Below are 12,596 nucleotides of genomic sequence, written 5' to 3'. Positions count from 1 at the left end.
CCGTTTAAATTAATTATCTGTTAAAAAATCTTTTAGTTTGTCCCAACGGGGATCTATTTCCTTTGGTTGAGGCTCTTGCTCCTCTTCCTCTTGATTATCTTTTATACTTAATTCTTCAAGTTTGTCTAATATGTCTGACTTTAAGGTTCCGTCTTCAACTCCCGGATGCACTCTTTTTGCAGGCATCGCCAGAACTAAAGTTTCATAAATGTACTGCGCGATATTTACTTCATATTCACCGTGTGGCAAAATTAAAATATCATCAATCTCATCATTGTACTCCTGACCAAACTTAACCACCAACTTATATGAAGTTTCTAATGGATTATCGTAAGGTTCATTAGTTAGATCACAATTTACATTTACAGTACCTTCAGCATCAAAATAGAACTCCATCAAGGTAGACTTTTTAATCAAAGTTACCTTTAGATCTACTGCGATGCTATTAAAGTCATCATAATCAAAATGCTCAAAGAACGTATTGTCAATTTCATATTGAAAATCGTGTTCCCCTTGTTTTAAACCAACAAATTGTATGGTATACGTTTTCAAATGCTTCATTACCTTTCTCTTTCCTAAAATCTCCACTTCCGCAAAAGGCGGGTGCAAAGATATAAATTTTTATTTAGCTGTTAATTAAGTGTGGATAAATTTTTTAAATATCTTTATTTTCCACGAGAGCGACCGGAATATTGTTTTTTTCGCGGTTGTTTTTGCAAAATATTTTCAGTCAAGACAGCATATTCTTCTCTTTTCTTATAAATATCTAAAGCCTTATACACAGCTTCTTTAAAAGAATTAATATCTGCAGTGCCTTTCCCGGCAATTTCAAAGGCAGTTCCATGGTCTGGAGAAGTGCGTACTTTATTAAGTCCGGCAGTGTAGTTTACTCCTTTTCCAAAAGCCAAAGTTTTAAAAGGAATTAAACCTTGATCGTGATAAGCCGCGATGATGGCATCAAAATTCTTATAGTTTCCGCTTCCGAAGAAACTATCAGCAGCATATGGCCCATATGTTAAATGTCCTTGATCACGAAGTTCTTCTAAGGTAGGGATTAGAATTTCATCGTCTTCCTTCCCGATGACGCCATTATCTCCAACATGCGGGTTGATTCCTAAGAATGCGATTTTTGGCTTACTCACTCCAAAATCCTGAACTAATGAATGATGAATCGTTTTAAATTTCTGCTTAATTAAATCTGAAGTGATTTTTGTAGTAACCTCATTCACCGGAACGTGATCGGTTAATAATCCTACTTTAAGCTTATCTGAAACCATAAACATAAGACTGTTGCCTTCAAGTTCCTGATTTAAATAATCGGTATGGCCTGGGAAATTAAATTCATCTCCTTGAATATTTGCTTTATTGATTGGCGCAGTGACCAAAGCATCAATTTCATCAGCTTTTAAAGCACTTACTGCAGCCTTTAAAGATTTTATAGCATAACTGCCCGCCTCTGGCGTCTCAGAACCAAAATGAATTCTGGGATTATCCTTCCAAACATTAACTACGTTTATTTTACCATCGATCACTTTATCTGCCGACTTTACTCCTTGAAAATTAATATCAAGGTTAAAATGCTTGAGAAGAAAGCTTATTGTTTTTGCTGAAGCAAAAATAACCGGTGTGCAAAAGTCAAGCATACGTGCATCCTCAAAGGTTCGTAAAACCACCTCTCCGCCAATTCCGTTTAAATCTCCTATGCTTATTCCTAATTTTATACTTTGTCCTTTCATGTGAAACCGCTTTGGCTTTCTTTTGTAAATTATAATGTAAAAGTACTTAATTAAAACGCAAACATGTTTACAGGTATTATTGAAGATTTAGGAAGTATTGAAAAATTAGAGCGCGAGGGTCAAAATTTACATATTACCGTAAAAAGCAAACTTTCAAGTGAACTGAAAATTGATCAAAGTGTTGCGCATAATGGTGTTTGTTTGACTGTTGTAGAATTGGAGGATAATTCTTACAAAGTTACAGCAATCGATGAAACGCTTAAGAAGACCAATTTAGACCAACTCAAAAAAGGAGATCTCGTGAACCTGGAGCGTGCTATGATTTTAGGCACCCGTCTGGACGGTCATATTGTTCAAGGACACGTAGATCAGACAGCAACCTGTGTAAATAAAGAAACGCAAGATGGAAGCTGGATTTTTACATTTAGTTATGATGCGTCTCATAATAATGTGACTATAGAAAAAGGTTCAATAACCATTAATGGTGTGAGTCTTACGGTAGTCAATTCAAAAGTCAATGAATTTAGTGTTGCCATTATCCCATATACCTACGAACACACCACATTTAAATCTATCGAAAAGGATTCTATTGTTAATCTCGAATTTGACGTGATCGGTAAGTATGTGAAACGTCTTATGAATCTGTAGGCTTCTGACGTTCTATCTTATAAAAATAAGAAGCTCCAGCTAAGGCACCTAAAATCAAAAGGTACGGAATATAGTCGTCTATTGGTGTCGGAAGTCCAACAGGAGGAGGAAGAGGAGGAGTTGATTTAACTTCAGGTTGAGGAGGTTCTTTCCCTCCTTGCGCATACCCAATATGCGCAGTACCTACAAAGAGGATTAACGTAACTACATATGTATATAGTTTTGAACGCATAGAAGGTGGGGGCTTCAATTTATAAACACGGCAATATTAAGAAAAATTACACAACTTCAGCTGTTTAACGTTGCTGTTTATCGATTTTTTACAAGGAATATTGCTACTATGTTCTTAATTAACTTCTGTTATATTCCTAATTACCTTATTTACGTTAATTCTGGCTATTTGGTTTTATTTACGCTTCAAAATTTTTGAAAATAAAAAAAGCCTTACGTCTCTGTAAGGCTTGTCTTTAGTAGTGGTCCCACCTGGGCTCGAACCAGGGACCACCTGATTATGAGACTTTAAGGAGTGCCTAAAAATTACTTTAAACAAACCTTAATTTACTGATTTTTAGAAAATTAATAATTTTTGATTTCATTTGATATCAGATGATTACAGAATATAGTTGCAAATAGCTTGCGAATTTTTTTATGTAATTTAAAGCTATGAACACGCGATTTAACCTTATTTTAGACACCAGACGTAAGCGAAAAGATAATACTTTTCCCATAATTTTCCGATTGATTCATCTCGGAAAATCAACTTCTATAGCTACAGGATATGCTGTCGAAAAACGGTATTGGGACCCTCTAAAACAAGAAGTAAAAAATTCCTATCGTGACACCTTTTCTGTTTCTCGTTTAAACACAGTACTCCTAAAAGAAAAAGCCAGAGGAAATGATATCATTAATAAGCTTAACGATCAGCGAAAACTGCGGTTTCTTTCTCTTAGAGAATTAAGGGATAAAATCACCACCAAGGCTGTCTACGATTCCTTTTTTGATTTTGGAGATCAGGTCGTAGCTGAGTTGAAAGCTGCAGATCGAATAGGTAGTGCCAAGTCTTATACAGTTACTCTAGGGGTTCTAAGAACTTTTAATAAAGGTGCAGATCTTAAGTTTAATGAGGTGAATTTGGATTTGTTAGAACGTTTCCATAAATACCATATGGCAAAGGGCAATAGTCTCAACGGACTTTCTAATTATATGCGAAACATTCGCGCTCTGTTCAATAGAGGAATTAAGGCTGGGATTATCGAGCAGGAAGCCTATCCCTTTATTCATTATCAGATAAGGACTGAACCTACTGCCAAACGTGCTTTAGACCTGCCATCCATTCGGAAAATTGTTAATCTCAAACTAGAAGAAAGCGACCCACTATTTCATCATCGAAATTATTTTCTCATATCCTATATGCTGTATGGGATGCCCTTTATTGATTTGGCATTCTTAAAACTGAAAGATATTCAGGATGGCAGAGTAAAATACAAGCGCAAGAAAACTGCCAAACAATATAACATCAAGCTTACGGATCAAGTTAGTCAACTTCTCTCCCATTACACCAAAGATAAGGAACCCGATGATTTTATCTTCCCGTTCATTCACCGCGAAACTCTGGATCATCAATACAAAGACCTGCACCGTGCTCGCCGCCTCTACAATTTAGGTCTACGCAAAATTGGAGAAAAATGCCAGATTCAACAGACCCTCACAGCATACGTAGCCCGACACAGCTTTGCCACCCAGGCAATGCTTCAGGAGGTGCCGTTACAGGCCATTTCCGAAATGTTAGGGCATACCAGCTTAAATACGACTCAAGTCTATCTAAAATCGTTGCCCAGTACCGTTTTAGACGGGTACAATGAACGCATCGTGATGATTTGAGGGCTGTTTAGAAATCAAGATTTCTTAATTAAGGCCTAGTGAAACCAAACTTCACCCATTTTTTGTGGATGTATTTAAATTCATTTTCGAGGTAACAAGCGAACATATTATGGTATTTAAGCTTTTAATTTCTGTTTTCGGAGCAAGAGTACTACTGAAAAACACATCAATATACAACAATATTACAAGGATTTAATTAATGAAACTTAGTTCTGTAACGCTATATTTAGGAAGCCTCATTTTATTTATACTTTCGTTTTTAAAAAGAAATCATTTAATGCTTCCTTTAATTTTTTATTTTTCATTGATAAAGCTCTTTTTCTAATATCGTTTGGTTCATAATAAAGAACTTTATACTTTGAAACTGATGAAGATATATACTCTAGTTTCTCCAAAGCATCATCTGTAAAACCTCCAGTTGACCAAAATTCAAATTCGATTTTTTTATTCTTCCAAATTTCCTGTTTTTCAATCCATTTTCTAAATGCTGGAATTTTTTCACCTAACCATTTGTCAATAGTTTTCAGATCTATTTTAGAACGCTTTGCTTTACATTCTGCAATAACTATCTTATCACTGTAAATAGCTAAAACGTCCATTTCGTGACGAGAATCATTTTCATAAATTTCTCGTCCTAAATCAATACTATTATTACTACCTAAAGAATGGATATGTCCAACTACAAACTCAAATAGGGCTCCTCTTATATTATTAGCTAAGCCTTCGTTGTATTTCTTAAGTTCTTTAATTAAATCTAAATATTTTTCAGGAGAAGATTTTAAGCTTGCACCCGCATTATTTAGAACACTAATAAGTTCCTTGAGCGTGTCAGCATATTTTTGCCCAAATAACTCCTTAATAAAGCCAATTGCAATTCCGTGAAATTTTAAAGCAATTAATGCCTCCCTGCTTAAGTCATCCACGATTAAATAAGGGACAATCCTTGAAGCATTATTAAAGCTTTGAATATGTTTTATTTTTTCAATAAAGAATGAAACATCTTTTTCATTTATTGAAGTTCCGACTATAACATCAGCTAAAATAAATCCAGGCTTACTTCCTTGCATTAAACCAGTAATATTGGAGACACCTTTAAAAGCCCATCTAAACTTTCCAAATTCGGCATATTTTTCAGCAGTGTTGTATGAGATGAATCCTATATTTCTATTTAGAGTACCAAAGTCCGTCAAAATATTGTCCTTTATTGCCTCTATTGTTTTATAGGTAAGTGAATTATAATTAGTTCTTTTTAGTTTTGGCGAAATGTAATAATATTCGCTGTTGTAGTTAAGTATGTTAGATTTAATAAATTTTTCAATTATTTTATTAAAGGGTAGGTGTCCTTTTAATGGTACAACTGGGTAATTAGTGTAGCATTCCAAGAACTTCTGATTAATAATGCCTCCGTGTAGTTCTAAAGCATTTAAGGTGTACCAATATTTTCTGCCGTTTTCGAACATTGCTTTGTTTAATGAATCAAACAAAAGTCCGTCGTCAATATGTTTTTCTAAATAGCACAAGGATAAATTACTTACGAAGAACCCTTTAATCTTAAATATTTTCTTATTTCGAGCAACCCTTTGACTAGCTGTATTGTAATTGATATTTTCTAATTTTTCTATTAGGGTAGATAAATCATTTGACATCAAAGGTCCTTTTGTATCCAATATCTTTTCTATTGATGTCATATCACACTATATATAAAAAACTCTTTAGAGTTTTGGAATGTTGTCATTTTTTTTTAGCTAGCCCAATAAAACGGTTCTTTTTTCATTAAACTTCTATAAAAAATCTGTCATATCAATATTTAGATTTGTTTTTACAAGGCATTTATTTATAAAACTAATGACTCTTATGTTTCTCAGAATATTAAATGAAGAGTATAAGAAGACGGGGTTCAAAGATTAAACTTGATATAGTATTAAATAATAAGACCTATTAGTATATAGATCAGAAATATAAAATGATCTTTAGACGATGTTAGATATTCTAGAAAAGTAGTTCAAAACACCTAACGAAGGCCCAACCTATAGAGTATCAAAGAGGAAAAATGATTTTGATTAATTCGTTGCCATTACTTAAAATTAGCTACCTGTAGGTACTTTTTAAACTTGGTGAAGTTCTGTTACCAGGAATTACAACTGATATAATATAATCAGGATATTCAGTATCTATATTTGTAGAGGGGTTTAAATGATGAATTTTGAACCAATCCTTAAAATTTGGAGGTGATTCTTTTGATTTATCGCTAAGTTCAAGCAAAACAAATATCCCCAACTGATCGTAACCAGCAGCATAAGTTTGTGCTTGAGCGATGTACAGTTTTTCAAGTTCAGCTTTAGTAGGTCGATTGAGTGATTTTTTCAACTCGATAGGAATGGTGATAAGGTCTTTTTTATAAACGATATCTACACGGCCTCCGTCAACAAATTTTGTTTGTTCGTGTTCTAGTCCATCTGCAATTTTGGAATGTTCGAAAAAGCGTAGCATACTGTCCTGTAAATCTTGCTCGATTGCCTTCTGCCCTCTGCCGGCCTCGAAACCAGAGTCTTTTGAATATAGAAATGGGTGACGGCGCCTATCATTGTTAACGAATGTGGCTCGCGAGTATCTGATTACTTCTTCAATTACCTTAAAGTATGCTAATAATTTATTTTTGGGGTAAGTAGGTAGAAGTTGTTCAATTTGATTAAACAGTATTTCGTAAACTTCTTGTCCTAAAATGGTCCCAGTTTTATGAGGCCCTTGCTGTCCTTTGTATTTTTGGATGAGTTTACTCATACTCTCTATCAAGTCAGATGAAATGCTTTTGTCTTTTGTTTTCTGGTAAATTGCCAAACCTTCCTTAGCCCCTTCTGATTCAGACAACAATGCTAATAGTTCCGGATTATCCGGTAATAGATTTTCTCCTTCTGGTAACTTTGTGATTAAATGTTTAAGAAATGTAGTCAACGTAGAATTCGTTTCCTGATCTTGCAGGGCTTTAAACTGTTCTTTGTTTTTACTGAGATGTGCCTGATAGATACCTGTTTCAACTATTTCAAAAAGGTTAGTAAAAAGGCGTTTAATAATATATTGACTGGCATTTGCATTACTTTGAACCTGACGTAACCCCTTATTGGCTTCAAGTAAAACATTAACTTCCTGTTTTACTTGAAGCCATCTAGGAGCAGCACTAGCCGTATTGTAGTTAATATTTAATTGTTCAATGAATTTAAAAATGAGATAATCTAATTCTAAGTCTTGCGCACTAAAATCATAGAGGTTCCGATAAGAAAGGTTGTCTTGAAGTTTAGTAAAAACTTGCTTTACAGATTTTGAGTTGTTAGTGAAGACTACTTCAAGCCATTCAATTACTAACAAGTAAAAATCAGCATCTACCCTGTTCTCTGTTGAATAAGTAGTAGCTAAAAAGTGTGTCTTTGCATTTTGTAAATTGCCTAAAGCTTCAATAAGATTGGAAGCAGAAGTTACTTCAGTTAATTCAAAAAATCCTAAACATAGATAGGCCTGGCTAGATACTTCGCCATTGGGATCATCAGACATTCCTTTCAGTTGTTCGACTGTTTTGTTGTTTATATATTGCGAAAAATGAGGCAGATACTTAAGGGCAATAGTTTGCAAATCTGAATTGTCACTTGAAAGAAACTTATGTAATTCTGAGAGAGCGAAAAAATGATTTTCTGTTTTGCCGGTCAGGGTAATATCACAAAGAATCTTAAAGGTTGATCGCCTTATATAATTATTTGTTGATTTGAATGCTAATTCTAAAAGACCGACCACTTCCAATTCCTCAACTTGATATAGGTCGATTTGCTCATAGAAGTTATCTAGGAAATAAATTTGCTCAAAATCAGATCCAGTCAGAAATACCTTATGAAAATCAATTAGTGTGCTCATTAAAATATGAACTCATCATCATTTTTTATCACCGCTTTTTCCGATTCAGTAATATCGGAAAATTCCCTAAGAGCCGAACCAACGAAAATTTGAAGCTCGTCTCTGAACCTTTCATTTACACTTTTAAGAATTTCAGATAATCCGTGCAGGTGTTTTTCTATCATTTCTTCTCCACCTGGCGAATCAAAAATTAGGAAGCGCGGATGCCTTCCTAATTTGTGTTCAATGTCCAGTTGAATAATACTTAGGTAAAAAGCTAGTTTTGCACGAAGCTTTTCACCTTCAGTCAATTCGTTGAAACCTTGCTCAACATCATTTTGAGTAAATACGATCTCGTACTTATCATTTATCCTGATTTTTTCTATATTCGATAGTCCGAATGATTGCACCTCATTCAATATGAGGTTTTCCAATTTTTCTAATATGTCTTCATTAAGTTTTATTCTTTTCTTATGAAGAGATTGTAATGCATACTCAATGATTTTTTTATGCAGGGATAGCCTAGACAATTGCTGAGAACTATCTGAATTTTTTTTCTTGTTGATCTCGTTCAATTGAAATTTTAATACGGCTTCTTTTTTTATAAGAGATTGTTCCTTCGCTATTAACGTTTGCTGCTTTTTTCGTTTTTCATTTATGGCATCAATTTGCTTTTCAATTTCTTTAAGTCTCTTAATATCAGAATCCGTTGAAGGCACGGCTACCAGCTTACTATAATTTTCAGAAACTGATTCTATTTGCACCTTTAATTTTTTCTCTTGTTCTCTGATGGTATCTTTTAACTTATTTAATTTGTCACGATGACTTTCTTGTTCTTCTAGAATTCTTGTAAATTTTTGTGTTAGCTCTTCCTCTTCAACTTTTTGCTGATTAGAAGTTTCGCCACATAAACTACACTCGTGATTAAAATGCTCATTCTTTTTTCGTTCATCTGTTACTTCATTTTCACAATGTGGACAAACCTTAATATCAAGATTACTAAAAAAACTGCCTGCCTCTTTGTAAAGTTTCAAGTTTAGAGCTTGTTTCTCTAATCTACTGATCTCGCTGTTAACCCTGTTCCTATCATTTTGAAGGTTTTCAATTTCATCTTTTATAGGCTGAACCTTTTTTTGTTCCAAAAGATAATTTTCATTGGCTGATCTTCGTTTTTTTAAATTAGTACTTACACGCTCCTGTATTCGTGCATATTCTTTTATGAGTGGCTCATCGTTAAAAGTAATTTTCCCATCTTTTCTTAGTTGCTCTAGGTCTGAAATAACTTTTCTATATTCTTTTTCGATCCTTTCCCTTGCATTAATTTTTGCCTCTGTTATCGACTTATCCGCAAGTCTGAGTTTTCCAATTTTTTCAGATATGGTATCAGATTGTAAACTGAGCATATTAATTGGGTAAGTAAGTGGAAGCCCCAAAATCATTTCAAAAATTTTTCGCCCTTGTGCTCCAAATTTTTCATTTTCAAAAAATAGATATTCGTAATTACTAGCTTCGAGATATATAGACTTAAAATATGTAGCCCAACTTAAATTTGACGTACTTAATTCGAAGTTTTCCTTTGAGCTACTCTTTTGCGTATATTTTAATCTGTAAAAGGAAAAGTGATCAAAAAAGAAATCTTCTAAATGCTCTTCGAGCATTTTTTTACTTTTGAAATCAAATTCTTTTTCCAGCTCTATTCCGTTAAGTTTATTAGTGTCCCGTAATTCTAGGAATCGCTCTATTCCAAAAGTGTATAATGCACCCTTATCTCTTCCTCTTTTATCAATAAAAATCGTATAAACCGCTTCACCAATTTGAAATTCAAGAATTATTTCTTTTAGCCAATTTTTAATGTCGGGCTTATAACTTTCAGCCCCTGTAAGGGCAAATTTAATTATTTTAAAAACCGAAGACTTTCCTTTAAAGTTGTCTGCAATCCACAAATTGATCCCACTATAAAGATTTTGGTCAAACTTAAATGAAATATTATTTTTTTTATCCCCACTAAATATTAACCTATTCAACAACAGATACTTACCAATTGATTCTGGGCTATCCCTATTATATCCCTGTTCTAGGTGAAGAATCTCCTTAATATCATCTAATTCAATATCCTCTTTAAAATGTTCGTGGACATATTTGATGAATTCAGTATAGTTTATATTGGTTTTGCTCATTTTAATTGCTCATTAAAAATTTTTGCGAATTTTTGTCTTACTCTGTCATTAACATTCTGAATATGGGTTTTATAAGATATATTACTATATTCTGAATATCTATACTGCCTTGTCTTTAAATCAGTCCCTGAAAACTGATTAAAATATTTCTTAATAAGCTCACAGCGATCAAAATACCATTTTACAGATGGAATTTTTTTCAAATTACTATCAATTTTATCGGCACACGATTTTGTGATAAAATAGTTTTTATCATAGGTTTTCCCATCAGTTCGTTTCTTACTATCGTGTTGAATAAATCCTACACTTACGAGGTAGGCTATTACTTCATCAATACTCTCATAAGCACCGTGGAAGAATTTTTCCATTTCTTCTACTCTTATTTCCGGTTCTCTATTTTGATATATATTTTCAATAGTTATCTTGACCTCATTTCTATCGAAAGAACTGTTCTCTTCTAAAAGATTCATTAATTCAGCAGAAAGAAAGTCTGGATAGCGAAGCAAGAAATCTAGAGCTTGAATTCTGATTTCAGTTCGGAAAACACCGTATATCTTCAAGTTATCGTGTAAGCTTCCCCAGACTAGAACTGCTTAATTTTCCAAAACTGGTTTAAAATTATTGTTATTCATTCTCTTGGGGCTAGCCCCAAGAGAATGGAGTTTTGCGTATTGCACTGGTGCTATTTTGCCCAGTGAGTCATGGGGACGATACTTATTGTAATCTTCCATCCATATTTGAGTTTGCTCCCTTACCTGATCAATGTTTTCAAAGATATACTTATCTAGGACACCTCTGCGATAGGAGCCATTAAAACGTTCTACAAAAGCATTTTGAGTAGGTTTTCCCGGTTGTATGTATTTAAATTCAATATCATGCATTTTACTCCATTCAGCCGTAAGGTTTGCTATGAATTCAGGGCCATTGTCCATCCTGATCCTGTTTGGCTTGCCCCGTCGGTTGATTAGGTGATTGAGTACCCAGACTACCCGATTACTAGTCAATGAAAAGTCTACTTCAATATGTAGTGCCTCCCGATTAAAATCATCAATTACATTAAAAGACCTAAAACGTCTCTTGTTTTCTAGGACATCGCTTACGAAATCAATACTCCAAGTATCATTCAATTCTTCAGGAATCTCCAAAGGCTCCTGTATACGCGCGGGCAGGCGCTTCTTTACTTTTCTTCTTAAAGGAAGCCCTAAGGACACATATACCCGGTGTACTCGCTTATGATTCCAAGGTTTTCCTTCATTACGGATACGCCAATAGGCTTTCCAGAATCCTTCTTCTGAATGTTTTTCAGCTTTTTCTCTAAGAGCTTGTTCTATAGGAGCATCATTCTTGGGTAAAGGTTTATAATAATAAACACTTTTACTCATATTAAGCACACGGCACGCCCTACTAATACCGTAGTGGATAAGCTCCTTAGCTATTATACGTTTACGGCAGGGCTTTAGAGCTTTTTTTCTATAATCTCTTTAGCCATTTGGTGATCTAGAGCCAAAGAAGCGTACATCTGCTTCAGACGGGCATTTTCAGCTTCAAGCTCCTTGATACGTTTGAGTTCTTTGCTGCTCATACCAGCGTATTTAGTACGCCATTTGTAAAAGGTAGAAGTGCTAACACCGTAGTCGCGGCTGATTTCCTCAACACTCTTACCGTTGTCGAACTCCTTTAAAATTTTTGCAATCTGTGTAGGTGTGAATTTGCTTCGTCTCATACTGTTTAAAATTAAGAATTATTACACTTCTAAACAGTTCGGTTTTAAGGGAAGCTTACATAATCATTTGCTAAGTTTAGTAATTCTTGTTTTGAACTCTTATCCATAAATCCGTAAAAATAGTTCTAAATGGTTAGATTTAACTTTGTTCAATAACTTTTAAAGTTCAATTTATCTGAAAAGATTTTATTAGAAAAAATGTTTAAATAGAATTTATAAATAACCTGAGATAGTATTTTATCATTTTAACTTCAAAATAAAGGTTGTTTCATTATTTTTATACAGTCGAAAGTTAGACAATTTTAAATTGTGTACAGAAATCGGTCAACAATTTCAGATTTGATTTTACAAAGCTAGATATAATGCGGCTTGCCAGATTAGTTCGAATCCTGTCGCGATCACATAGCAATCTAAGCTTAAACCCTTAATATCATCGATATTAAGGGTTTTTTGTTTTACAAATAACATGATTATCTAAAAGCTATCGACATTCCAACTCTACGCATATAACAGGCTTATTGAAGCTTGCTGTTAAACTCTTTAGGATAGCTT

General features: G+C 33.9%; 10 protein-coding genes. 2 read left to right on the top strand and 8 right to left on the bottom strand.

Going from position 1 to position 12,596, the window contains the following annotated elements:
* Positions 1-9 precede the first annotated feature (9 nt).
* Positions 10-561, bottom strand: coding sequence for a YceD family protein (locus tag WA338_RS00315; RefSeq protein WP_040533845.1), 552 nt, complete (start codon positions 559-561; stop codon positions 10-12).
* 104 nt (positions 562-665) lie between these two features.
* Entirely contained in the window at positions 666-1,736 is a 1,071-nt protein-coding gene (pdxA, locus tag WA338_RS00310; RefSeq protein ID WP_009782050.1) for a 4-hydroxythreonine-4-phosphate dehydrogenase PdxA, read from the bottom strand.
* Positions 1,737-1,799: 63 nt separating this feature from the next.
* On the opposite strand from pdxA, the gene WA338_RS00305 reads away from it, so the two are divergent.
* A complete protein-coding gene (locus tag WA338_RS00305) occupies positions 1,800-2,384 on the top strand; it encodes a riboflavin synthase (protein ID WP_009782049.1) in 585 nt (194 codons plus the stop codon).
* On the opposite strand, the gene WA338_RS00300 is transcribed toward WA338_RS00305, so the two are convergent.
* Positions 2,371-2,634 carry a hypothetical protein gene (locus WA338_RS00300; RefSeq protein ID WP_154648979.1) on the bottom strand — a complete coding sequence of 88 codons (264 nt, stop codon included), beginning with the start codon at positions 2,632-2,634 and terminating at the stop codon, positions 2,371-2,373. The two genes, WA338_RS00305 and WA338_RS00300, sit on opposite strands and share 14 nt — an antisense overlap.
* Positions 2,635-3,047: 413 nt before the next feature.
* Between WA338_RS00300 and WA338_RS00295 the strand changes: the two genes are divergently transcribed.
* Entirely contained in the window at positions 3,048-4,265 is a 1,218-nt protein-coding gene (locus WA338_RS00295; protein ID WP_272987245.1) for a site-specific integrase, read from the top strand.
* 245 nt (positions 4,266-4,510) lie between these two features.
* Here the strand turns inward: WA338_RS00295 and WA338_RS00290 are convergent, their stop codons facing one another.
* The 5 genes from WA338_RS00290 to WA338_RS00270 all read right to left on the bottom strand — a co-directional run bounded on the left by WA338_RS00290 (position 4,511) and on the right by WA338_RS00270 (position 12,044).
* Positions 4,511-5,953: a hypothetical protein gene (locus WA338_RS00290; RefSeq protein WP_272987247.1), complete on the bottom strand. Its 1,443-nt coding sequence runs from the start codon at positions 5,951-5,953 to the stop codon at positions 4,511-4,513.
* A 400-nt stretch (positions 5,954-6,353) separates the two neighbouring features.
* On the bottom strand, positions 6,354-8,165 hold the full coding sequence (locus WA338_RS00285) for a hypothetical protein (RefSeq protein ID WP_272987249.1): 1,812 nt from the start codon (positions 8,163-8,165) through the stop codon (positions 6,354-6,356).
* The gene (locus WA338_RS00280) at positions 8,165-10,321 is read right to left on the bottom strand and encodes a hypothetical protein (RefSeq protein WP_272987251.1); all 2,157 of its coding nucleotides are present in this window, start codon (positions 10,319-10,321) and stop codon (positions 8,165-8,167) included. Before WA338_RS00280 ends, WA338_RS00285 begins: the two co-directional genes overlap by 1 nt.
* A complete protein-coding gene (locus WA338_RS00275; protein ID WP_273006166.1) occupies positions 10,318-10,881 on the bottom strand; it encodes a hypothetical protein in 564 nt (187 codons plus the stop codon). Before WA338_RS00275 ends, WA338_RS00280 begins: the two co-directional genes overlap by 4 nt.
* 33 nt (positions 10,882-10,914) lie before the next feature.
* Positions 10,915-12,044, bottom strand: a protein-coding gene (locus WA338_RS00270) for an IS3 family transposase (RefSeq protein WP_336091647.1) whose coding sequence is annotated in 2 segments (ribosomal slippage) — positions 10,915-11,783 and positions 11,783-12,044 — 1,131 coding nt in all. Because the reading frame shifts where the segments join, the coding sequence is not laid out codon by codon here.
* Positions 12,045-12,596: the final 552 nt, after the last annotated feature.

Origin of the sequence: Leeuwenhoekiella sp. CH_XMU1409-2, assembly GCF_037029365.1 — a bacterium.
GTDB classification, from domain to species: Bacteria; Bacteroidota; Bacteroidia; order Flavobacteriales; family Flavobacteriaceae; genus Leeuwenhoekiella; species Leeuwenhoekiella blandensis.
Note: the sequence above shows the minus strand (reverse complement) of the source record. Positions and strands in the feature narration are given on the sequence as shown.